Source organism: Thioclava kandeliae, from assembly GCF_040297545.1.
GTDB lineage: Bacteria > Pseudomonadota > Alphaproteobacteria > Rhodobacterales > Rhodobacteraceae > Thioclava > Thioclava kandeliae.
Genome location: NZ_JAYWLC010000012.1, coordinates 91972 through 113923 on the forward strand (window position 1 = coordinate 91972; position 21952 = coordinate 113923).

20 protein-coding genes are annotated in these 21952 nt (G+C 62.3%); 9 read left to right on the top strand and 11 right to left on the bottom strand.

All coding sequences use genetic code 11. The features are described from left to right. Positions 1-58 precede the first annotated feature (58 nt). Together VSX56_RS14105 and VSX56_RS14110 are read right to left on the bottom strand one after the other, a co-directional pair. Positions 59-1162 carry a ParB/RepB/Spo0J family partition protein gene (locus VSX56_RS14105; RefSeq protein ID WP_350938005.1) on the bottom strand — a complete coding sequence of 368 codons (1104 nt, stop codon included), beginning with the start codon at positions 1160-1162 and terminating at the stop codon, positions 59-61. Next, entirely contained in the window at positions 1159-2466 is a 1308-nt protein-coding gene (locus VSX56_RS14110) for an AAA family ATPase (RefSeq protein ID WP_350938007.1), read from the bottom strand. Before VSX56_RS14110 ends, VSX56_RS14105 begins: the two co-directional genes overlap by 4 nt. A 478-nt stretch (positions 2467-2944) precedes the next feature. Between VSX56_RS14110 and VSX56_RS14115 the strand changes: the two genes are divergently transcribed. Continuing rightward, a complete protein-coding gene (locus VSX56_RS14115) occupies positions 2945-3616 on the top strand; it encodes a hypothetical protein (protein WP_349295214.1) in 672 nt (223 codons plus the stop codon). 39 nt (positions 3617-3655) lie between these two features. Here the strand turns inward: VSX56_RS14115 and VSX56_RS14120 are convergent, their stop codons facing one another. Then, positions 3656-4972, bottom strand: coding sequence for a DEAD/DEAH box helicase (locus tag VSX56_RS14120; RefSeq protein ID WP_339115339.1), 1317 nt, complete (start codon positions 4970-4972; stop codon positions 3656-3658). Between the two features lie 393 nt (positions 4973-5365). Here VSX56_RS14120 and VSX56_RS14125 point away from each other — a divergent pair, with 393 nt between their 5' ends. The 6 genes from VSX56_RS14125 (at position 5366) to VSX56_RS14150 (ending at position 13680) form a co-directional block, all read left to right on the top strand. Continuing rightward, positions 5366-7423, top strand: coding sequence for a methyl-accepting chemotaxis protein (locus tag VSX56_RS14125; protein ID WP_339115340.1), 2058 nt, complete (start codon positions 5366-5368; stop codon positions 7421-7423). 61 nt (positions 7424-7484) lie between these two features. Then, entirely contained in the window at positions 7485-8489 is a 1005-nt protein-coding gene (locus VSX56_RS14130) for an NAD-dependent epimerase/dehydratase family protein (protein WP_350938010.1), read from the top strand. Between the two features lie 141 nt (positions 8490-8630). Further along, positions 8631-9818 carry an FAD-dependent urate hydroxylase HpxO gene (hpxO, locus tag VSX56_RS14135; protein ID WP_339115342.1) on the top strand — a complete coding sequence of 396 codons (1188 nt, stop codon included), beginning with the start codon at positions 8631-8633 and terminating at the stop codon, positions 9816-9818. Between the two features lie 144 nt (positions 9819-9962). Then, positions 9963-10469, top strand: coding sequence for a 2Fe-2S iron-sulfur cluster-binding protein (locus VSX56_RS14140; RefSeq protein WP_350938013.1), 507 nt, complete (start codon positions 9963-9965; stop codon positions 10467-10469). Then, positions 10466-11485 carry an FAD binding domain-containing protein gene (locus tag VSX56_RS14145; protein WP_350938015.1) on the top strand — a complete coding sequence of 340 codons (1020 nt, stop codon included), beginning with the start codon at positions 10466-10468 and terminating at the stop codon, positions 11483-11485. The genes VSX56_RS14140 and VSX56_RS14145 overlap by 4 nt, the downstream gene beginning before the upstream one ends. Beyond that, on the top strand, positions 11482-13680 hold the full coding sequence (locus VSX56_RS14150; RefSeq protein WP_350938018.1) for a molybdopterin cofactor-binding domain-containing protein: 2199 nt from the start codon (positions 11482-11484) through the stop codon (positions 13678-13680). The genes VSX56_RS14145 and VSX56_RS14150 overlap by 4 nt, the downstream gene beginning before the upstream one ends. A gap of 40 nt (positions 13681-13720) precedes the next feature. Here VSX56_RS14150 and VSX56_RS14155 read toward each other — a convergent pair whose 3' ends face one another. The 3 genes from VSX56_RS14155 to VSX56_RS14165 form a co-directional block, all read right to left on the bottom strand. Beyond that, on the bottom strand, positions 13721-14266 hold the full coding sequence (locus VSX56_RS14155; RefSeq protein WP_339115346.1) for a nucleotidyltransferase family protein: 546 nt from the start codon (positions 14264-14266) through the stop codon (positions 13721-13723). After that, positions 14263-15183 (bottom strand): XdhC family protein, encoded by a 921-nt coding sequence (locus tag VSX56_RS14160; protein ID WP_350938020.1) that lies wholly within the window; start codon positions 15181-15183, stop codon positions 14263-14265. Before VSX56_RS14160 ends, VSX56_RS14155 begins: the two co-directional genes overlap by 4 nt. Positions 15184-15314: 131 nt before the next feature. Beyond that, positions 15315-16334 (bottom strand): 1-aminocyclopropane-1-carboxylate deaminase, encoded by a 1020-nt coding sequence (locus tag VSX56_RS14165; protein WP_350938022.1) that lies wholly within the window; start codon positions 16332-16334, stop codon positions 15315-15317. Between the two features lie 136 nt (positions 16335-16470). Between VSX56_RS14165 and VSX56_RS14170 the strand changes: the two genes are divergently transcribed. After that, on the top strand, positions 16471-16947 hold the full coding sequence (locus VSX56_RS14170) for an Lrp/AsnC family transcriptional regulator (RefSeq protein ID WP_350938024.1): 477 nt from the start codon (positions 16471-16473) through the stop codon (positions 16945-16947). Between the two features lie 32 nt (positions 16948-16979). Here the strand turns inward: VSX56_RS14170 and VSX56_RS14175 are convergent, their stop codons facing one another. The 5 genes from VSX56_RS14175 to VSX56_RS14195 all read right to left on the bottom strand — a co-directional run bounded on the left by VSX56_RS14175 (position 16980) and on the right by VSX56_RS14195 (position 20378). Continuing rightward, on the bottom strand, positions 16980-17873 hold the full coding sequence (locus VSX56_RS14175) for a metal ABC transporter solute-binding protein, Zn/Mn family (protein WP_350938026.1): 894 nt from the start codon (positions 17871-17873) through the stop codon (positions 16980-16982). 16 nt (positions 17874-17889) lie between these two features. Further along, positions 17890-18762: a metal ABC transporter permease gene (locus VSX56_RS14180; RefSeq protein WP_339115351.1), complete on the bottom strand. Its 873-nt coding sequence runs from the start codon at positions 18760-18762 to the stop codon at positions 17890-17892. Further along, positions 18759-19508, bottom strand: coding sequence for a metal ABC transporter ATP-binding protein (locus VSX56_RS14185; protein WP_350938029.1), 750 nt, complete (start codon positions 19506-19508; stop codon positions 18759-18761). Before VSX56_RS14185 ends, VSX56_RS14180 begins: the two co-directional genes overlap by 4 nt. Further along, positions 19505-19636 (bottom strand): hypothetical protein, encoded by a 132-nt coding sequence (locus VSX56_RS14190; protein WP_350938032.1) that lies wholly within the window; start codon positions 19634-19636, stop codon positions 19505-19507. The genes VSX56_RS14185 and VSX56_RS14190 overlap by 4 nt, the downstream gene beginning before the upstream one ends. A 160-nt stretch (positions 19637-19796) precedes the next feature. Continuing rightward, positions 19797-20378, bottom strand: coding sequence for a TetR/AcrR family transcriptional regulator (locus VSX56_RS14195; protein ID WP_350938034.1), 582 nt, complete (start codon positions 20376-20378; stop codon positions 19797-19799). A gap of 150 nt (positions 20379-20528) precedes the next feature. Between VSX56_RS14195 and VSX56_RS14200 the strand changes: the two genes are divergently transcribed. Next, on the top strand, positions 20529-21761 hold the full coding sequence (locus tag VSX56_RS14200; RefSeq protein WP_350938036.1) for a multidrug effflux MFS transporter: 1233 nt from the start codon (positions 20529-20531) through the stop codon (positions 21759-21761). Positions 21762-21952 lie beyond the last annotated feature (191 nt).

A 21952-nucleotide genomic window follows, 5' to 3' on the forward strand; every position in this document is an offset into this window, starting at 1 on the left:
TCCATATAAAAAAGCGGCGGGTTTCCCCGCCGCTTTTTCTTCCCCACGGGGAAGGTTTTCATGAAAGCCCGTCTAGAAGATCTTTCAGGGCACGTTCCAGACTGGTGCGATCCACAGTCGAGAAATCGCGATCAAGCCGGATCTCCAGCCGGCCATTCGAGGCCGTACATTTGGCGGCTCCGGTACGGGTCTGGACCTGGAACACGGTGCGCGCCTTACCGCTCCGCGGCTTGGCGGCGGGTTTCGGCACGAGAGCCGGGCGAGCGGTGTCCTCGCCGATCGCCTGCCGCAACACATCCAGTTCGTCACTGGCGGAATGGTTATCCCAGTCTTTCAGAGCCTCACGCACCTGCGCCACGATCTCGGGCCGGTCCTCCATTTCAGAGACGAATTTGAGCCCCAGCGAACGGGGCACATGCTGGATGAACTTCAGATCCTCGCCCAAACGGTCCACCAGCTTGATGAAGCTGCGGATATAGCTGCGTTTCTGGTAGCCCGCGCTTGCGAAGAGCTCGGCCACCGCCTTGTCGGGATCCATCTGCGCGGTGCCGGGATCCTTGGCATAGTTCAACGCGAGCCCGGCCATCTCTCCGAAGGAGATGTCCTTACGCACGAGGTTCTCGTCGACCATGCGGCGGTAAAGACCCTCAAGACCTTCCCCGCGGGGAAGAATGCCAGCGGGGATTGCCCCCCAACGCTCGGCATCACCGGTCTCCTCGAGCAGGGACTTATAGGCCGAAAGCCTCCTAAACCCTTGAATTAGCTCGAATTTCCCATCATCACGCGCTTCGACACGGATCGGATTGGACAGCCCCAATTCGCGAATGGACTTGATCAGCTCGGTGAGCTCGAAATCATCGTCCTTGGCACGGTCGCGGATCAGCTTCCACGTCTCGATCTGGTCGAGCGGGATCATGTCGACCATCAGGCCGAGCTTTTTCATCCGCACATGCTCTGCGGCCAGCGCGTCATTCTCGGCGCGGATCTTTGCCTCGAGAGCTGTCCGGTCGCGCAGGCTGGCCGCGTTCTCGCTGATGGCGGCGGCCATGGGCGAGCGGCGGTTCTGCGGCGCAGGGGCCTCGGGCTCGACCTTCCCCGCAGGGAAGGTGCCTGTTTCATCGTCCTCGGGAAGGTCGATGGCGAAGGTCCGGCGCTTCTTCATTCAATCTCCTCCAGTTTCTCCCATGCGTTCAGGAAGGTCGCACGGAACTCATCATAGGCGCGGTCAAAGGAGGCGCGCGCCCTGCGCCAGGTCTCTCGGGTCATCGTGCGGTAGTCTATCTCGTAAACAGATGACAGGAAACGCCCCGACTGCTCGACCGCCCGCGTCATCTCGATGGGGTTATCGGCCAAGCGTTCACCAAACACATTACGGAAGGCTTCGAACATCGCACGGTGCAGATCGTTGCCCGGCTCGAACCGCGTCATCAGGAAACGGATGTCGAGGAATTCCTTCGGCAGGGTCATATTCCCCGCGGGGAAGGTCCCCTCGAACCCGTGGGAGAGATCGCCCAGGGCTTCCGAAAGCTGTCCGATGAAAGAGGTGGTCGAGTCGTATTCCCAATAGCCCGGCCCCGAGGGAATATAGAGGACATCGGCCGCGAAGACCGCGTTCATCGACTGGTATCCAATGGCCGGCGGGCAATCGAACACGATGACATCATAGCTGTCATGGGGCACCGCATCGAGATAGCGGGCGACCGCGGCGAAGAATGACCAGTCAGGATTGAGATGGCGGTATTGCGCGGAGGCGAACTCGACGAAGGCCGCGTTGGCGCAGGAAGGGATCATGTCGATCGTAGGCCACGCGGTGGTGCGGATGAAATCGGTGATGCGCAGGCTGTCGAGCCCCAGATCAAGGATCGAGCCGGGAAGCCTGCGATGGGGCAGGGCCGTGCCGGATTCGGCTGCGCGGGGCGCATTGTTCATCCGCTCGGTCTCGCGGATGAGGTCGCGCGCGATGATCCCCCAGACGGTCAACTCCTCGGAGACATCGGTGAGGCCCATCGAATGGGTCAGCGTGGCCTGCGGGTCGAAATCGACGAGCAGGACGCGATAGCCATCGAGGGCCGCCGCATGCGCCATATGGAGTGCCACGGTCGATTTACCGGCGCCGCCCTTGAAGTTGGAGATGGCCACGCGGATCGCGCGCTTCTTATGCGGTCGCGGCGGCTGCAGGGAGCGGCGGTTGATCTTCATCTTGCGCCGCATCTCGTTGATCTCCGGAAGGGTGAACCAGCGCTGGCGGCCCTCCTCCTCGACTTCCCCGCCGGGAAGGTCAAGATCGGCGGCCAAGCGGCCACGGAAGGTCGATTGGTTGATCTTCAGGATCAGCTCGGAGACCTCCCAGCTGGAGAAGCGGCGCAATGTCTTCTCGTGCTCGGGCGAGAAGGTCTGCTTGCGGATGGCTGCCTGCATCTTGAGCGAGCGGGAATGCAGCTCCTCCAGACTTTCGTGAGTGAACATATCTGCCTCTTTCGGACGTTGATTATCTCTGAACCCAGAAATACGCCGGATTTGCCTTTGACGCAAAAAGAAAGTTATAAATATAGCGGAAAGTTCGAACAGCGTCCGGCGCCAATGAATTAAAGGGTCTCGAGACCGAATCGACCTGCCAGTGATTCTCCCATGTGGACCGAGTCGCGGGCGATTCCTTGAGGGGACAATATCGGGCCATTCCGGGCAATTAGGGTGACATTTCCACCCAATTAGGGTGACAGCCTATATGTCCCCCTTAACCTATGATTACCATTTTTTCTGATCAAAAGAGGATTGGAAGAAGGGTGAAAAACCCATCTGCTTGACAGAATCGAATTTCCGGACGCAAATGGCCAACATCGAGAGGAAAGCGTTGGCTTGATGTGGCTAACCGTGATACTCTCGGCAAATGAGGCGCGAAATGACGCCCGAACAATGAAGCGCTCAAATGCGCCGGAGCAGTGGCATGATGAAAAAGGCAGTGGGTCGCGGTGCGGCCGCGCGTAAATACGATTTGCTGTCCGTCCTTGGAAGCTATGCACTTTCACAGGACAAGTATATCCAGAAGCAGGCGCTCCGGCTGATCTGCCTGATAACAGCGCGATATAATTGGCAAAATGACGAGCTATCGATGGGGCAGGCCGAGATATCGAAGCTGTGGTCTGTCGATGTGCGCACGGTCAAGCGCGAGATGGCGGCGCTACGCCAACGTCGCTGGCTGATCGAAAAGCGTCCTGCGGCGCGGGGCAGGGTGGCCCTTTATGGTCTGAACGTGGCACAGATCCTCGAGGATACACGGGAGGGTTGGGCAAAGATCGGACCCGATCTGGTCGAGCGGCTCGCTCCGAGCGAACCTGCAGCGCCGGAAACGAATGTGGTGCCACTCAGGGCCGCCGATCTGCCGAGCAACGGGATCTGGCCGGACGTGGCGCGCCGTTTGCAGAGCCATCACCCGACCTTCTGGGGGGCGTGGTTCGCACAGCTGACAGTGGTCTCAGAAACCCGCGAGAGCCTCGTTCTGCGGGCGGGATCGGAATTTCAGGCCAGCTATATCGAGACGCATCTGCGCAGCACGCTCGAGGCGGTGATCCGCAGCGTGGCGCCCGAAATTACGCGCGTGCAGATTGTCGCGCATTAAAAAGCACCCCGCCGGAAGACCGGCAGGGCGTGTATCTGGTCAGTGCTGTGGCGCGCGGCGCTTTGCGGGCCCGGCATCGGCGGGACCCCGTTTGCCCGAGCCTTGCGGTTTGCGGCGGCGGTTCTGGCCATTCGGTTTGCCCTCACCCGCAGGTTTGAACGCCCGCACGGCGCCCGATTTCGGCGGGCCACCCCGACGACGGCCACGCGGGGCAGGGGAGACACCGGCAGGGCGCGAGCCCGCGGCCACGGGGATCTCGATCTTCATCAGCTTCTCGATCTGGTCGAGAAGCTCGACCTCTTCCTCGCAGCAGAAGGCGATGGCCTGACCCTCGCGGCCCGCACGCGCGGTCCGGCCGATGCGGTGTACATAGCTATCAGGCACTTCGGGGAGGTCGAAGTTGATCACATAGGCCACGCCCGGAATGTCGATACCGCGGGCGGCCACGTCGGTGGCGACCAGAATGGTGGTCGTGCCGGCACGGAAGCCCTCGATGGCGCGGTCGCGCTGGTTCTGGCTTTTGTTGCCGTGGATCGAGGCGGCGGGGAAGCCGTCTTTCTCGAGCGAGCGCATCAGTTTCTCGGCACCGTGCTTGGTGCGGCAGAAGACCAGAGTCAGCGCGCCCTCGTCCTGCGAGAGGATCTTGCGCAGTCGGTTGGGCTTTTCGGCCTTGTCCATGAACTGCACCGACTGGCTGACTTTATCGGCCGCTTTGCCGGGCGGGCTCACCTGAACGCGCTGGGGATTGTTGAGATAGGCCTTGGACAGCTCTTCCATCTGCTTGGGCATGGTCGCCGAGAACAGCATGGTCTGGCGCGGCGTGCCCAGACGCGGTGCGATCTTGCGCAGCGCGTGGATGAAGCCGAGATCGAGCATCTGGTCGGCCTCGTCGAGCACGAGATGCTTGGTCTGCGACAGATCGACCGAGCCGCGGTCCATCAGGTCGATGAGACGGCCAGGGGTGGCGACGAGGATATCGCAGCCCCGATGCAGCGCGCCGATCTGGCGGTTGATCGACTGGCCGCCGACGACGGTGATGATGTGGATCTTGGTGCCTTTGGTCAGCGTGCGCAGCCCGTCGGCGATCTGGTTCACCAGCTCACGGGTGGGTGCGAGGATGAGCGATTTGGCGGTTTTGGGCGCGGGTTTGGAGGGCGCCTGCAGCAGCTGGTCGATCAGCGGCAGGCCGAAGGCCAGCGTCTTGCCGGTGCCGGTCTGGGCAAGGCCCAGAATGTCATGGCCCTGCATGGCCAGCGGAATGGCCTTGTTCTGGATGGGGGTCGGTTCTTTGAACCCTTGCGCGCTCAGCGCGTCTTTAAGTGCGGGGGAAAGCCCCAGCATATCGAAATCGAACATGAATATCCTTTGTGCCCGTAACCATCATGGCTGGGCGCGACCGCGGGGAGGCGGCCTGAGGGGTGTGACGCCGCAACCTCGAAAGCCACGGGCGCATCCCGCAGGCCTTGGCCGGACGATACGAACCCTGCGTGATGGGGAACGGGTGGGTGTCATACTGCTGCGTCAAACGGGACGCGGCTTGCTCACGCGGCAGCGCAGTATTACTCTATATATGAGCCATATTTCTGCATTTGTCAATTCGGTCTATTCGCGTCTTCCCCGCAGGGAAGGTTCTGCGGAGAAGCGCCGGATTTGGGTCATGCTCATGATAACCAGACAGAGAAACCTCGGATTAACCTGTGCAGGCTAGGGTCGGGAAAGTGATATGATTCCGCCGGCTATGGAGCATCTATGTTCAATTCAAAAAAACTTCGCCAAGAGCTAGAAGACCTGCGTCGCGAAGTGAATGCATTCGAGAACTCCCATGCGGTCGCGCGGGTTAGTATTGACCGTAAATTCTTGTATATTAATGAAATATTCGCCACTATGTTCGGATTCAAGACGACAGATGTCCTAGGGCAGCCCTATGACAAACTGGTGCGTGATAAGGATCTGCATCAGGAGGATTTCAACGATATCTGGCGCATCCTGAAACTCGGGACACCCGTCAACCGGATCGTGCCGCGCCTGAATGCAAGGGGCGAGGAAATCTGGCTCGATACGACCTATTCGCCGATCAGCAGCAAGGACGGGGTCACCGAGCATGTGCTGATTGCCGCGCGCGAGATCACGACGATGCATCTGCGGCGCAGGGATAACCGCAGTCAAGTCGATGCGCTCAAACGTTCGATGGCGGTGATCGAATTCGACCTGAAGGGCAATATTCTTGATGCGAATGAACGGTTCCTGACCGCGACGGATTACAAGATCGACGAGATCCGAGGTAAGCCGCACCGGATCTTCATGCCGAAAGGTGAGGCCGATAGCCAGGAATATCGTGACTTCTGGCATAGGTTGGAACTGGGTTCCTCGGAAGCGGGCCGCGTGCGGCGGGTGAACAAACACGGAGAGATCCTCTGGCTCGAGGCGGCATACGAGACGCTGATCGATCCGGAGGGACGGCCGTTCAAGGTTGTGAAATATGCGTTCGATATCACGGATGCGCGCAATATGGCTGCGGATGCCGAGGGCCAGATTGCAGCGATCCAGAAGGTGCAGGCGGTGATCGAATTCGATCCGCAAGGCACGATCACGTCGGCCAATGACCTGTTCTGCAAAGCTATGGGTTACGAGCGTTCCGAGATCCTCAACAAACCCCATAGCATGTTCATGCCGGCCGATCAGGTGAATGGTGCGGAGTATAGCACCCACTGGAAGCGTCTGCGCGCGGGCGAGACGATCGAGGGCGATTTCATCCGCATTGGAAAGGGCGGGAAGGAAGTCCATATCCGCGCAAGCTACAACCCGATTCGCAATGCGGCGGGCAAGGTCGTGAAGGTCGTGAAATTCGCCGTTGATACGACCCCTTACATGCGTATGAACAATGCGATGGAGAGCTGTCTCGAGCGGCTGTCCGAGGGCGATCTGGGAACGCGGATCGATACCGATCTGGGCGAGTTCGACAATCTGCGCGTGCAGTTCAACGAGGCGGTCGGCCGGATCGAACAGGTGGTGGTCAGCGTCCTCGAACAGACCGCACAGATCGCGCAGGAAGCGGCCTCGATCACCGCGGGCACCACCGAATTGTCGCGCCGTTCCGAGCGGCAGGCGGCAACACTCGAGCAGAGTGCCGCAGCGCTTGAAGAGCTGACGACCTCGGTGCGGGGCGCCGCCGAGATGACGCTGACCGCGCGTTCCAAGGCCGAGAAGGCGAAGGAGCAATCCGACCGCTCGAGTGTAGTGGTGAATGATGCGGTGACCGCGATGAACGAGATCGCGGCCAGTTCGCAGTCGATTTCGCGGATCACCTCGGTGATTGACGATATCGCTTTCCAGACCAATCTTCTGGCGCTGAACGCGGGTGTCGAGGCCGCGCGGGCAGGCGATGCGGGACGCGGCTTCGCCGTCGTGGCCTCCGAGGTGCGCGGGCTGGCACAGCGCTCCTCGGATGCGGCGCGCGAGATTGCCAATCTGATCGAGGCCTCGACCCGTCAGGTCGGGCGCGGCGTCGAGCTTGTCGGTCAGGCGGGGGAGGCGCTGCAATCCATCGACGAATCGATCACCGGCATTCGCGATTCGATCCAGCAGATCGCGTCCTCGGCGCAGGAGCAGAGCAACGGCCTGAACGAAATGAATACCGCCGTCAGCGATCTTGACCGCGCGGTGCAGCAGAACGCAGCCATGGCCGAACAGAGCTCCGCAGCCGTACAGATGCTGCAGAAAGGGATCGACACGATGAGCGAGAATGTGGGGTATTTCCGTTGTGGCGAGGCTGTACCCACGGCATCCGAGGACCGGATGGCAAGCTGACAAGGCTTGCCCCCGCGCCGCCTTAGGGGCAATAACGAGCCCGTAAAAGCGGAGGTTGATCATGCCCACCATTCTCGTCACCGGCGCTGCCGGCTTTATCGGGTCCTTTGTCTGCCAGCGGTTCCTGTCGGAAGGCTGGCGGGTTGTCGGCCTTGACGGCATGACCGACTATTACGATGTGACGCTGAAAGAGGCGCGGCTCGACCAGCTCCGCCCTGACGGGAATTTCCGTGAAGTGACGGGTATGGTCGAGACGCCCGGTCTGCTGATGGGGCTGTTCGAGGAAGAGACGCCCGATGTGGTGATCCACCTCGCCGCTCAGGCCGGTGTGCGCTATTCGATCGACAACCCGCGCGCCTATCTCGAAGGCAATATCATCGGAACCTTCGAGTTGCTGGAGGCCGCGCGCGCCCATCCGCCAAAACATATGCTGCTGGCCTCCACCTCCTCGGCCTATGGTGCCAATACGCAGATGCCCTATCGCGAGACCGATCGGGCCGATCACCAGATGAGCTTCTATGCCGCCACCAAAAAATCGACCGAGTCTATGGCGCATTCCTATGCCCATCTCTTCGGTCTGCCGGTGACGATGTTCCGCTTCTTCACGGTCTATGGTCCGTGGGGCCGCCCCGATATGGCGCTGTTCAAATTCACCCGCGCGATTTTCGACAACAAGCCGATCGACGTGTATAATCATGGCGATATGAAACGCGACTTCACCTTTATCGAGGATCTCGTCGAGGGCATCCGGCTACTGGTGGATGCGGTTCCCGCGCGGCTGGACGCGGTCCCCGAGGGCGACAGCCTCTCGCCGGTTGCGCCGTTCCGCGTGGTGAATATCGGCAATAATGACGCCGTCCAGCTGACCGATTTCATTTCGGCAATCGAAGAAGCGACGGGGCGGATAGCGCAAAAAAACCTGATGCCGATGCAGGCGGGGGATGTGCCTGCGACATGGGCGGATGCGGGTTTGTTGAAATCCCTGACCGGTTATGCACCGAAAACCTCGGTGCGAGAGGGCGTAAAGGCCTTTGTGGACTGGTATCGCGGTTATTACAAGCTCTGAAATCCGCCAGAGCGTCTGCGATGCCTGCACGGAAAAGCGGCAGCGGCGCAAATTCGCACCATCGGCCCGCGCAACCATCTGGCGATCTCGTAGTCAAGCCGCTAGCCTTCGAGAAAATCGATTTCCAAGGAGGAGCAGGCCATGGCCCAGAAGACAGTCATCATCATCGGAGCAGGGATTGGTGGGCTGTGCGCGGGAATTGCGCTGCGCCGTCAGGGGTTTGACGTAAAGATCTTCGAGAAGGTGCGCGAGGTGCGCCCGGTCGGGGCGGGGCTTTCGCTTTGGCCCAACGGGATCCAGTGCCTCAACCATCTGGGGCTGGGCGAACAGATCGCCAAGCTTGGCGGGATGATGGAGGATATGGCCTATATCGACGGGCTGACCGGCGAGACGATGTGTGCCTTTCCGCTGACGCCGCTGTGGGAGAAATCCGGCCAGCGCGGCTATCCGGTGGCGCGGGCTGCCACGCAGGAGATGCTGATGGACGAATTCGGGCGCGAGGAGATCGCGCTCGGGATGCGGCTGGTGGGCGTCGAGGATCTGGGCGAGACGGTTGTCGCGCGGTTCGAAGATGGCACCGAGGTGGTGGGCGATTTTCTGATCGGGGCGGATGGGGCGCATAGCCTTGTGCGTGAGCATCTTCTGGGTCCGAAGGCGCGCCGCTATGCGGGCTATGTGAACTGGAACGGCATTGTCGAGGTCGATACGGCGATTGCGCCTGCCGACCGCTGGACGACCTTCGTGGCCGAGGGCAAACGCGCCTCTGTCATGCCGATCGGAGCGGGAGATGACGGCGAGGGGCGGTTCTATTTCTTCTTCGACCAGCCGATGCCGTCGGGCGTGGCCCCCGAGCGGGCCGAATACAGGGCGCTGTTGCAGGAGAGTTTTGCCGGTTGGGCCGAGCCTGTGCAAAAACTGATTGCGGCGGCCGATGGCGGGGCAATCAACCGCGTCGAGATCCATGATATCGATCCGTTCATGACATGGGCCAAGGGGCGGATCTGTATTCTGGGCGACAGCGCGCATAACACCACGCCCGATCTGGGGCAGGGGGCCTGCATGGCGATCGAGGATGCGGTTGTGCTGGAGGATATGCTGGCGGCGCATGCGGATATTCCCGCTGCGCTGCAGGCCTATCAGGCGGCACGGGCCGAGCGCTGCGCCGATCTGGTGCTGAGGGCGCGGGCGCGGTGTGATGTGACCCATGGTGTGGATATGGCGGTGACCGAGGCGTGGTATGCAGAGCTGCGGCAGGAAACCGGCGAGGCGATTTTGTCGGGAATTTCCAAGACAGTCGAAGGTTCGCCGGTTTATGCGGAATTCGCCTGACTAAGGTCAGGCATCACGCTGACACTGGGTCAGGCCGGTTTATAAGGATTTCTTTGGAACCAGCCAGCGCCCGACTCGTTGGGGGAGTTAGAGACCGCGGACCGGCAGCGCCGGTCGGCTTATCCAACCCCGACGGGAGTCACCATGCATACCGAATTGAAGGTCAACGGAACGACCCACAAGCTGGATCACGATCCTCGCCTGACACTACTCGACGCGCTGCGCGACCATCTGGAGCTGACCGGCTCCAAAAAGGGCTGCGATCATGGACAATGCGGAGCCTGCACGGTTCTGGTAAACGGGCGTCGGGTGAATGCCTGCCTGTCGCTGGTCGCGATGCATGATGGCGATCAGGTGACCACGATCGAGGGGCTGGGCAATCCCGAGAACCTGTCCGATCTGCAGGCAGCCTTTGTAAAGAAGGACGGCTATCAGTGCGGGTATTGCACGCCCGGTCAGATCATGTCGGCCACCGGGATGATGGAAGAGGCCAAGGCGGGGGCGCCGTCACATGTGTCGCCGGATCTGGCGGGCGAGGTCAGCCTCGACGACGCCGAGATCGCCGAGCGGATGAGCGGCAACCTGTGCCGGTGCTCGGCCTATCCCTTTATTCGTGAAGCAATCGCAATGGCGGCGGAGGTGAAGAAATGAGGGAGTTCACCTATAGCCGTGCCGAAGATCAGGCCGCCGCAATCGCGGCGATGGGCAATGGCGCGCGCGCCATTGCGGGCGGGACCAACCTGCTGGATCTGATGAAAATTCAGGTCGAAGTGCCTCAGGCGCTCGTGGATATTTCCCGCGTGGCAGGTCTGGACAAGGTCGAGCCGCAGGACGGGGGCGTGCGGATTGGCGCGCTGGTGACCAATGCCGATCTGGCCGCCGATCCGAAGATCCGCGCGCTTTATCCGGTCCTGTCTCGCGCCATTCTGGCAGGGGCCTCGGGCCAGATCCGCAATAAGGCCACCACGGGCGGCAATCTGCTGCAGCGCACGCGTTGCCCGTATTTCTATGATACCTCGATGGCCTGCAACAAGCGCGAGGCGGGCACCGGCTGTTCGGCGCAGGGCGGTGTCGGGCGTATGCTGGCGATTTTCGGCACCTCCGAGGACTGCATGGCGGCGCATCCGTCAGATATGGCCGTGGCGATGCGGGTGCTCGAGGCACAGATCGAGGTCACGGGCGAAAATGGCGCGCGTCTGGTTGCGATGGATGAGTTCTACACCCTTCCGGGGGATCGCCCGGATGTGGAGACGGTGCTCAAGCCGGGCGAGATGATCACGGCGGTGGTATTGCCCGCGCCGGTCAAAGGCTCGGTTCAGGCCTATCGCAAGGTGCGCGACCGCGCATCCTATGCTTTCGCTCTGGTGTCGGTGGCGGCAGTGATCACGCTGGAGAACGGCAAGATTGCGCAGGCCTCGCTGGCCTTTGGCGGTGTGGGCGTGCGCCCGTGGAAGAACGCCACCGTGGACGGGATGCTGGTGGGGCAGGAGCCAAGTGACGCGCTCTTCGCAAAGGTGGCCGAGGCGCTCTGCCGCGATGCCAATCCGCATTCCGAGACCGAGTTCAAACTTCCCCTTCTCAAACGCAGCCTGATGGCCGTGCTGCGGGAGGCCGCGGGCCTCGCACCGGCCTCGGCTGGCACCGATAAAACGAGGACTGCCGCATGAATGATGTCTTCCGTATGGACAAAGCCCAACCCCGCCTTCTCGACGAGATGCAGCAGGGGGTTTTGGGAAAACCGCTCGACCGGAGCGAGGGCGCGCTGAAGGTTTCGGGTCTTGCCACCTATGCCGCCGAGGTCAAACTGCCCGGTCGGGTCGATGGGGTCTTGGTGCGCGCCACGATCACCAAGGGGAAGGTGACAGGCATCGACGAGAGTTCGATTGCGCATCTTCCGGGGATTCTGGGCGTGTTCCACGGCCCGAAATTCCTGCGCAACCCCGCGCAGGGCATGGCGGACGAGGCTCCCTCGCAGCCCGATACGCGGGTCGATTACTACGGTCAGCCGGTAGCGCTGGTCGTGGCCGAGAGCTTCGAGCAGGCCCGTGACGGCGCGTTGAACCTGAAGATCAGCTATGAGGCCGAGGAGGTCTCGGTCGATCCGCTCGATGAGGCCTGTCATGCGCCCGACAATGACGGCGCGGTCATCAAGGGCGAGATCGACAAGGTGATGGCGGCGGCGGATGCTGCGGTCGATCTGACCTTCACCACGGCGGGCCATGTGGCGGCCGCGATGGAGCCCCATGCCGCCGTGGCCGAGTGGAAGGGCGAGCATGTGATCCTGCATGGTTCGCTGCAGATGCTGCGCTTCAACCGCAACGAGTTGGCGGATTCGCTTGGGATCGACCCGAAATATGTGCGGGTGCTCTCGCCCTATGTGGGCGGCGGGTTCGGGTCCAAGCTCGGCGTGGGCGCGGAGGCCGTGGCAGCCTGTCTGGCCGCCAAGGAGCTCGGGCGCCCCGTGCGGGTGGTGATGACGCGCCAGAACGTGTTTGACGCGGTGCTGCACCGGACCCAGACCGTCCAGCGGCTGCGCTTTGCCGCCGATAAATCGGGCAAGCTGTTGGCGATCGGTCATGACGATCTGGTGACGAACCTGTCGGATGAGGGCTTTGCCGAGCCGTGCTCGCAGGCGTCGCAATTCCTCTATGGTGCTGAAACACTGCATTTCCTGCAGACGGTGGCGCAGGTGCATCGCACGCCCACGGGCTCGGTGCGCGCACCGGGCGAGGCTGTGGGGATGGTGCCTTTTGAGGCCGCCTTTGACGAGCTGGCCGAGAAGCTGGACATGGATCCGGTGGAGTTGCGGCTGAAGAACATCCCCGATGCCGATCCGGTGGACGGGCTTGCCTACTCGGCGCGGTCGCTGGCCGAGAGCCTGCGTGAGGGGGCCAAGCAGTTCGGCTGGGACCAGCGTCAGGCACCGCGTTCGCGGATGGAGGGCGATTGGTATATCGGGATGGGCGTGGCCTCTGCCGCGCGCAAGAACCTGTTGGTGCCCTCGGCAGCGCGTGTCATCCTGCGCGGGGATGGTGCCGTGGTCGAGACCGATATGACCGATATCGGCACCGGTAGCTACACGATCCTGGGACAGATCGCGGCGGAGATGCTGGGTCTGCCGATGGAAAAGGTCGAGGTGCGTCTGGGTGATACCGACCTGCCGGGGGCCTCGGGCTCGGGCGGCTCTTTCGGGGCCAATTCGGCGGGTTCGGCGGTATTCCTCGCGGCCAAGAAACTGCGCGAGGAGGTTGCGGGCAAGCTTGGCTGCGATGTGGCGGATCTCACGCTGAAAGACGGGATCGCGCGGGGCGGCAATCTGGAGAAACCACTTTCCGAGCTGATCGAGAGCGAGATCTCGGCAGAGGGGGCCATCGAGGGCGGCAAGACCTCGGAAGAGTTCCTATCCTCGGGCTTCGGTGCGCATTTTGTCGAAGTCGCGGTGCATCGCTGGACCGGCGAGACCCGTGTGCGGCGGATGCTCGGGGTCTTCGGTATGGGGCGGATCCTCAACGAAAAGACCGCGCGCTCGCAGGCTGTGGGTGGCATGATCTGGGGCGTGGGCACGGCGCTCAACGAAGAGCTTGCCCATGATCCGCGCACCGGTCATCTGGTCTCGCGCGATCTTGCCAATTACCACGTCCCCTCCCATGCCGATATTCCGGGGAAGATGGATGTGGTCTTTTTGGAGGAGCGCGATGATCAGGCCAACCCGATCCAGACCAAGGGTATTGGCGAATTGGGGATTTCGGGTGCGGGGGCCGCAATCCTGAACGCCATTCACAACGCTTGCGGCGTGCGGGTCTATGATGTGCCAGCCACGCCCGACAAGATTGTGGCGGGGCTCGAAGCCCTCGAGGGCTAAGGACAGAAAAACGACAATAGGGGCGGCCTCAGGGCCGCCCTTATTCCATCAGATCTGCCAGAAAATCGATATCGCGCAGATGCGCGGCAGGCAGAATGACCCGCCTGAGATCGGGGCGGTGGCGCAGCAGGCGTCCTGCGCCCTGATCGCCTGTCACCTCCCTCAATGCGGCAATATCCTGCGGTGCGATCAGCACTGGCGGCATGATCGGGTCGTCCGAACCCGCGCAGGCACAGGCGGGGGCTGTGCCCTCTGCCACCCGCGCCAGATCCTTGCGGGTGAGGGCGGGCATATCGCCGAGCGTGATGAGGATATTGCGGGTGGGCGTCCCGAGCGCGGCCAGCCCTGCTTTCAGGCTCTCCGATTGAGGCTGGCCTGCGGCAATGCGGATGATCCGGTAGCCCGACGGGGCCAGAAGGTCCGCGACCCTCTCGTTGGAGGTTACGGCGATCGTGTCGCGGGTCAACTGGCGCAAGGCCCGCGCCATATGCAGCACCAGAGGCATACCGCGATACTCGGCCAGAAGCTTGTCCTCGGGCCCGAAGCGGCGCGAGGCGCCTGCGGCCAGAAGAAGTCCGGTGATCATGTGATCCGCGCCTCGGCCAGCACATCGGCCAGAACCGAGACCGCCAATGTGCGGGCGTCGCGCGCCGAAGGGATCAGCCCGAAGGGGCGGTCCATCCGCGCGATCTGTTCGGGGGGCACACCGGCATCTGCCAGCGTGGCGCATCGGGCCTCATGGGTGCGCAGGCTGCCCTGCGCCCCGATATAGAAGGCGTCGCTGGCCAGCGCGTGCGTAAGGATCGGGGGTTCCCAGTCGTGATCGTGGAAAAAGAGCGTGACGGCGGTATAGGGGTCGGTCTGCAGGCCTTCGGGCCAGCGCGCCGAAACGAGGTGGCGCGCGGGATGGCCCTCGGCCTTGCCAATGGTTTCTTCGCTGGGTGAGAAGAGTTCGGTCGGATAGCCTGCCAGATGGGTCAGCCCCGCAAAAATCCGTGCTTCGGGCCCCTTGCCGAAGACCAGAAACCGCAGATCTGGCGTGAGGGTCAGCGCGACCTCGCCCGAGGCATCAGGGAGGGGCAGCCGCAGTGCGGCGGGGCGGCGTGCGGCCAGCTGCGCTTGCGCGGCGATGAAGGGCGCGCGGGTTTCGGGCGTGGAGACCGGCATCAGGAGGATATCGAGCCCGCCGCCGCAGGGCAGGGCCAGATCGGGATAGGGCGAGCCGCGGCCATAACGGATCACGCGGGGCGTGCCGCTGGCGCGGATCGAGGCGGCATGGAGCACCACATCCTCCTCGATGCAGCCCGAGGAGAGCGACCCCGTCCGGCGACCTTCGGGCGTGATCGCCATGCCGGCGCCTTTGGGCCGGTAGGATGGGCCTTCGGTGTCAACGATGAGCGCCAGGACATCGGCCTGCCCGCTGGCGAGAGGTGCGAGCGGGAAGTCCGACTGGGCGAGGGAGAAGGACCGGCTCTGGGAGGCGGTGCGTTCGGTGGTGGTCATGGTCAGGTCCGGTTTTGTGTTGCTTCCCATGTAAATCGCGCGGCTGCGAATCCTAGCCCTGACCATTGCGCAATGTCTATTGCGGCCCGATAACGGTGTCGGGCCGCGCAGAAGGCGCAATCTTTGGGCGCTCAGCCCTCGCGATAGTAATAGCTGTAGCCGTTGAGCGCGGGCGCACCGCCCAGATGCGCATAGAGAACCTTCGAGCCTTCGGGGAAGAAGCCCTTTTTCGTCAGGTCGATCAGGCCTTGCATGGATTTGCCCTCATAGACCGGATCGGTGATCATGGCCTCGGTGCGGGCGGCAAGGCGGATCGCCTCGTTGGTTTCTTCCGAGGGGACACCATAGGCGGGATAGGCGTAATCCTCGTTGATGACGATCTCGTCCTCGCGGATCCCGCGCCCGAGTTCCACGAGCTTTGCGGCATTATCCGCGATCTCGCGCACCTGCGCGCGGGTCTGCTCGGGTGTGCCCGAGGCATCAATGCCGATCACCCGGTCGGCGCGGTCCTGCGCGGCAAAGCCCACGATCATCCCCGCCTGTGTCGAGCCGGTCACCACGCAAACAACGATATAGTCAAAGGTGAAGCCCAGCTCCTTCTCCTGCTCGGCCACTTCTTCGGCAAAACCGATATAGCCGAGCGCGCCATATTTATGGACCGAGGCTCCGGCGGGGATGGCATAAGGTTTCCCGCCACGATCCTTGACCGACTGGATCGCATCCTCCCAGCTCTTGCGGATGCCGATATCGAAGCCGTCCTCCACCAGCCGCGAGTCGGCGCCCATCAGGCGGGTCATCATGATATTGCCGACGCGGTCATAGACGGCGTCATAATGGGGCACCCATTTCTCCTGCACCACGACACAGCCCATGCCGAGCTTGGCGGCCGTGGCCGCGACCATGCGGGTGTGGTTCGATTGCACGCCGCCGATGGAGACCAGCGTATCGGCACCCGAGGCGATGGCGTCGGGGACAATATATTCCAGCTTGCGCAACTTGTTGCCACCCATCGCGAGGCCGGAATTGCAATCCTCCCGCTTGGCATAGATCTCGATGCCGCCGCCAAGCGCCTCGCTCAGGCGGGGCAGTTGCTCGATGGGGGTCTTGCCGAAGGTCAGCGGATAACGGGGGAATTTGTCGAGTAGGCTCATCTGGGTCTCCGTTTGGTGATGGAGACAGGCTAGCGAGAAGTCTGTGAAAGGTGCTCTCTAACTTGGCTTGCAGATTTGCAGGATCTCTCTCAAAATTCTCCTGTTGTCGTGAAACAGGAAGATAAAGGGTGATATTTTGGAAGATCCTTCCACAGTAGATCTGGACAGAATCGATCTGTCGATCCTGCGGCTATTGCAGTCCGACGGGCGGCTGAGCAATGCGGAGCTGGCGGCGCGGTGCAATATCTCGCCCGCCACCTGCCACAGGCGGACGCAGCGGCTGTTCGAGACGGGCGTCATCTCGGATGTGCGCGCGCGGATCGCGCCCGATTGTGTGGGGCTCGGGGCCTTGGTGATGGTGGGCGCGGTGCTCGACCGTTCGACGCCCGAGAGTTTTGCCGAATTCGAGGCGGCGGTGCAGAAGATGCCTGCGGTGCTCGACTGTATCCTCGTTGCAGGGGATTTCGATTATCTGATGAAGATCCGCGTGGGCGATATGCGCGATTTCAACCGCCTGCACGGGCGCGAGCTGATCACCCTGCCGGGGGTGCGCCAGATCCGGACCTTCTTTGCCATCAAGGAAGTGAAGGATGACGCGGCCCTGAAATTCTGAAAATGGGGCGGCTTGCGCGCCGCCCCGATGGATTACTTCTGCGAGATCGCCGTGGCGATCTGGTCCGCATTATAACGCATCAGATCCAGATAGGTTGGCGCCGGGCCGTCGGAGCCCGAGAGCGATTCCGGATAGAGTTCGCCGCCCGGCTGCGCGCCAGTGGCTTCTGCTATCTGTTTGACCAGACGCGGGTCGTTCGAGTTCTCGACGAAATAGGTCTTCACACCATCCGCCTTGATCTGGTCGATCATGCGGGCGACATCTGCGGCGGAGGCTTCGGTCTCGGTGGATACGCCCTGCGGCGCAAGGAAGGTCACGCCATAGGCCTCGCCGAAATAGCCGAAGGCGTCATGGCTCGTCAGGATCTGGCGTTTACCGGTGGGTGTCTCGCCGATCTCCTCGCGGATCTTGCCATCCAGCGCACGCAGCTGGTCCTTGTATCTCGCGGCATTGGCCTTGAAACCAGCGGCATCGGCAGGATCGGCCGATGTCAGAGCCATCTCGATATTATCGACCCAGATCATGACATTGGGGATCGAGTTCCAGACATGGGGGTCGGTGACCTGCTTGCCGTCCTCATCAAACATATGGGTTTTGATGCCCTCGGAGACGATGACCGGCTCCTTGTCGGTGCCCGAGGCCTTGGCCAGACGTTTGAACCATGTCTCGAGGCCCTCGCCGCTGAGGAAGGTCACGGGTGCCGCTTTGAGCGCCTTCGCATCCTCGGGGGTGGGGGAGTAGTCATGGGGGTCGCCATTGGCGGGCACGAGGTTGCGCACAGTCACATGCGCGCCGCCCACGTTTTTTACGACATCGCCCAGAACCGAGAAACTGGCGACGACATTGATCGTATCGGCATGGGCGGCCCCGATGGTGGCGACGGTGATGGCCAGCGCCGAAAGCGTGGGGCGGAAGAGATGTGTCATTGCGGTTATCCTTTGATTAGCCCGCGAGATGGGGGCGGTGAAGGGCTCGGGCCAGAAAGCCTTGCGGCGCGACCAGAAGGGAGATGGCGTAGAAACAGCTGGCGGTGAGGATGATCGTGGGGCCGGAGGCAAAGCCCAGATGGTAGGAGACCAGAAGCCCCAGAAAGCCCGAGACCATGGCGATGGCCGCCGAGACCGCGACCATTGCGGGCAGGGTGCGTGCCCAGAGCTGGGCACAGGCGGCGGGCAGCATCATCAGCCCCACGGCCATCAGCGTGCCGAGTGCCTGAAAGCCCGCCACGAGGTTGATGACCAGCAGAAAGAGGAAGATCAGATGATAGAGGCTGCCACGCCCGCCGACCGAGCGCAGGAAGTTCGGGTCGAAACATTCCATCACCAGCGGGCGATAGACCAGCGTCAGCACGATCAGCGTGAAGCTGGTGATCCCGCCCACCATGTAGAGCGCCTTGGCATCGACCGACAGGATCGTTCCGAAAAGCACATGGAGAAGGTCGATATTGGAGCCTTTAAGCGAGACGATCAGCACGCCAAGCGCCAGCGAGGTGAGATAGAAGGTGGCAAAGCTCGCATCTTCCTTGATCTGGGTGCCGCGGGTGACCAGCCCTGCCAGCACGGCGACGCTCAGCCCCGCGACCGCGCCGCCGACCCCCATCGCGAGCTGCGATAGCCCGCCCGCCAGCAGGAAGCCGATCGCGGCGCCGGGCAGGACCGCATGGCTCATCGCATCGCCCACAAGGCTCATCCGGCGCAGCATCAGCAACACGCCTACCGGCCCCGAACCCAGCCCGAGGGCGATGGAGGCCACAAGGGCGCGGCGCATGAAGCCATAATCGACAAAGGGCTGGAGGACCGCGGAATAGAGGCTCATCTTGTGGCATCTTTCGGTTCGCAGGGGCCGGCATCGGGCATCCATGCGGTGGTGGTATTACGGGCGATGCGCAGATTGTCCTCGGTCAGCACCTGTGGCGTTGAGCCCCAGCCGATCATCCTGCGCGCGATCAGAAGCGTCTCGGGGAAGGCCGCGCGCACCTGTTGGATGTCATGCAGGACGGCAATCACCGTCCGGCCCTCGCCATGCCAGCGGGCGATGATGTCGAGCAGGTCGCGGGTTGTCGCCTCGTCGATGGCGGTGAAAGGCTCGTCGAGCAGGATCACCTGCGCATCCTGCACGATCAGCCGCGCAAAAAGCGTGCGCTGCATCTGCCCGCCCGAAAGCGACGAGATCATGCGGCTCTCGAACCCGCTCATTCCGACCGCCTCGAGCGCCGCGGCCACCTTCTGCGCAAAGCCCTTGCCGATGCTGCGGAAAGCCCCGATCCGGCGCCATGCGCCCATGACCACCACATCCGAGACGGTCATCGGGAAGCCGCGCTCGATCTCGGCCAGCTGAGGCAGATAGCCGAAATCATTGGGGCTGAGGCCGCCGAAATCGATCCGGCCCTCGACGCCCAGACGCTGACGCATCAGCGCCTTCATCAGGGTGGATTTGCCCGCGCCATTGGGGCCGACGATGGCGGTCTTGCTGCCTTGCGCGAAACGGCCAGACAGATGGTGGACTGCCGGACGCCGGTCATAGCTGAGCGTGACATTGTCGAATGTGATGGGCGTGGTCATGGCAGGGTGACGGCCCAGGCGATCAGGCCCCAGAGGAGAGCGATCACGATCACGGCGTAGACCATACGTCTGGCCGCGCTGATCGACAGGGTCGAGGCGCGCAATTCTATAGGGGCATTTCGGGGCATCGGAACTCGGGCTTACGTTGATATGTTATACTATAACTTATTTGTAAGACGCCTATGATGCAAAATCTCTCGGGAAGAAAATCACGTCCGCTTGAGGTGGGATCTTTCTGGTGGGACTATCCGGTGGAAGAGGTCCGCGATGTTCGGTCGGGTCGCGATGCTAGCCAGAGGTTGCGCTTGCAAAAACGGTCGCGACCAACCGCGTGACGACCTGCTCGTCGAGCGGATCGCCATTGAGCACCCGATACCAGAACGCGCCATGGATCATGTCCGACAGGATCTGCAGGTCGCTTCCCCCCCCGATTTCCCCGCGGGTCCGCGCGTGGCGCAGGATCTCGAGCATCAGCTCTTCGCGGGGCTTCACGAAGCTCTGCACGAAATGGGCGCGGAACTGCAGATCCGTCTGGGCGGCGGCAATCAGCGCGGTCAGGGCGCTGCCCATATCCGCGAGATTGTGGAAGATCTGGGTCAGGAACAGCTCCAGCGTCTCGCGCCCCGAGCAATGCGGATCGAGCGGAGGCAGGGGGGCCGACATCGCATGGAAACTGTCAAGGACAAGATCGGCCTTGGTCGGCCAGCGCCGGTAGAGGCTCTGGCGGGAGACGCCTGCCTCCTCGATGATCTGCGAGATCGACACCGCCTCATAGCCGTGCTGCGCGACGAGCCTGTGGGCCGCGGCCAGAAGGGCGGGGCCGGTATCGCGGTTGCGTGGCCGTCCGGCGGGGGGAGGCGTTTGAGTCATATCTGCCCTGCATCGTTTAAGAGACGCGAGTTTCGTATTGATACGAGACCCAAGTCTCCTAATATCGGTTCCAAACCCGCCGATCAAATGGAATCGGTCCCTCCCCTTTGGCGCACCGCCCGTTGGTGGCGCCTTCCGACTGGATAGATCATGTCAGACCGCCATCCCCCCTATTGGGTCTTTGTCACCGTGCTTGCCCTTCTCACCATCTTCCCGCCGCTTGCGACGGATATGTATCTCTCGGCGATGCACGAGCTGGAGGGAGTGTTGAACGCCTCTGCAGCCGGGGTCGAGATGTCGCTCTCGCTCTTCTTTCTCGGGCTATGCGCGGGGCAGCTGATGATGGGACCGCTGATCGAGGGATATGGCCGCAAGGTGCCGCTGATCTGCGGGGCGGCGCTGTTCACCGTGAGCTCGCTGGCGCTTCTGTTCACGCGCGATATTACGGTATTCAACAGCCTGCGCTTCGTTCAGGCGGTGGGTGCCTGTGCGGGGATGGTGGTCGGTCGGGCGATGGTCTCCGATCTCTTCACCGGTCGGCAGATGGCCAAGACGCTGACGGTTCTTGTGATGCTGATGACGGTCGGGCCGATTGCGGCGCCGTTTCTGGGCTCGGTGCTCTATACCTATCTCGGCTGGCAGGCGATTTTCGTCGCGATGATCGTGATCGGCTGTGTTGCGGCGATACTGGCGCAGATCACATTGCCCGAGACCCTGCCAGCCGCGAAACGCCAGCCCAAGGCCTTTCGCGGGGCCTTCCGCAGTTATGGCACGCTTATCGCGCGACCGGCCTTTGTGGTGGCAACCCTTTCGGCGGCCCTGATCCAGGGGGCGATGTTTGCCTTCATCACGGGCTCGGCAGGGGTGTTCAAGACCGGCTTCGGCCTCGGTAATATGCAATACGGGCTGATCTTCGGGCTGGTGGCTGCGGCCCTGATGCTGTCATCGCAGCTCAACACGAAGCTGCTCGACAGGGTCTCGCCCGAGGCGCTGATCGGGCGCGGTCTGCCTGTCATCGTGATGTTGGCTCTCGGGTTGGTTATGCTGTCGGGCACCACGAATTTATGGGTCTATGTCGTGCCCCTATGGCTGGTGATGGGCATGGTCGGGCTTCTGACGGCCAATATGATGGCGGTCGCTATGGGGGCTGCGCGGGCAATGGCGGGTGTCGGCTCGGCGCTGGTCGGCGCGATCCAGTTCGCGATTGCGTTCCTGTGTTCGTCCTCGGTCGCGCTGATCCCTGTCTCTGACGGTCTGGCCATGGCCGTGGGGATTGCGGCTCCGGCGACGCTCTCCGCGGTGATCTGGTTTGCTGGCCGTGCCTTGGGGGCCTTCGTGGGCCTTGAGCCGGACGAACAGGCGCTCGTCCAGGAGCCGCTATAGGTCGCTGGCCTGACCGGGCCTCTGGAGGGCATTGTCTTAGGTGGTGATTCCGGTTTGGCGGTGTGGCGGGTGTGTCAGGATGGTGGCTGTGTCATAAAACTGATCGAAATAAATACATATATTTCAGCATGTTATTTGAATTTTTGTATGAATTTATGATTTTCGTTGAAAAAGGGGTTGCGGTGTTTGGG

Bases quoted from the DNA above. Each gene is read 5' to 3' on its own strand.
- VSX56_RS14105 (WP_350938005.1), bottom strand. From the start codon at position 1,162: ATGAAGAAGCGCCGGACCTTCGCCATCGACCTTCCCGAGGACGATGAA.
- VSX56_RS14110 (WP_350938007.1), bottom strand. From the start codon at position 2,466: ATGTTCACTCACGAAAGTCTGGAGGAGCTGCATTCCCGCTCGCTCAAG.
- VSX56_RS14115 (WP_349295214.1), top strand. From the start codon at position 2,945: ATGATGAAAAAGGCAGTGGGTCGCGGTGCGGCCGCGCGTAAATACGAT.
- VSX56_RS14120 (WP_339115339.1), bottom strand. From the start codon at position 4,972: ATGTTCGATTTCGATATGCTGGGGCTTTCCCCCGCACTTAAAGACGCG.
- VSX56_RS14125 (WP_339115340.1), top strand. From the start codon at position 5,366: ATGTTCAATTCAAAAAAACTTCGCCAAGAGCTAGAAGACCTGCGTCGC.
- VSX56_RS14130 (WP_350938010.1), top strand. From the start codon at position 7,485: ATGCCCACCATTCTCGTCACCGGCGCTGCCGGCTTTATCGGGTCCTTT.
- hpxO (WP_339115342.1), top strand. From the start codon at position 8,631: ATGGCCCAGAAGACAGTCATCATCATCGGAGCAGGGATTGGTGGGCTG.
- VSX56_RS14140 (WP_350938013.1), top strand. From the start codon at position 9,963: ATGCATACCGAATTGAAGGTCAACGGAACGACCCACAAGCTGGATCAC.
- VSX56_RS14145 (WP_350938015.1), top strand. From the start codon at position 10,466: ATGAGGGAGTTCACCTATAGCCGTGCCGAAGATCAGGCCGCCGCAATC.
- VSX56_RS14150 (WP_350938018.1), top strand. From the start codon at position 11,482: ATGAATGATGTCTTCCGTATGGACAAAGCCCAACCCCGCCTTCTCGAC.
- VSX56_RS14155 (WP_339115346.1), bottom strand. From the start codon at position 14,266: ATGATCACCGGACTTCTTCTGGCCGCAGGCGCCTCGCGCCGCTTCGGG.
- VSX56_RS14160 (WP_350938020.1), bottom strand. From the start codon at position 15,183: ATGACCACCACCGAACGCACCGCCTCCCAGAGCCGGTCCTTCTCCCTC.
- VSX56_RS14165 (WP_350938022.1), bottom strand. From the start codon at position 16,334: ATGAGCCTACTCGACAAATTCCCCCGTTATCCGCTGACCTTCGGCAAG.
- VSX56_RS14175 (WP_350938026.1), bottom strand. From the start codon at position 17,873: ATGACACATCTCTTCCGCCCCACGCTTTCGGCGCTGGCCATCACCGTC.
- VSX56_RS14180 (WP_339115351.1), bottom strand. From the start codon at position 18,762: ATGAGCCTCTATTCCGCGGTCCTCCAGCCCTTTGTCGATTATGGCTTC.
- VSX56_RS14185 (WP_350938029.1), bottom strand. From the start codon at position 19,508: ATGACCACGCCCATCACATTCGACAATGTCACGCTCAGCTATGACCGG.
- VSX56_RS14190 (WP_350938032.1), bottom strand. From the start codon at position 19,636: ATGCCCCGAAATGCCCCTATAGAATTGCGCGCCTCGACCCTGTCGATC.
- VSX56_RS14195 (WP_350938034.1), bottom strand. From the start codon at position 20,378: ATGACTCAAACGCCTCCCCCCGCCGGACGGCCACGCAACCGCGATACC.
- VSX56_RS14200 (WP_350938036.1), top strand. From the start codon at position 20,529: ATGTCAGACCGCCATCCCCCCTATTGGGTCTTTGTCACCGTGCTTGCC.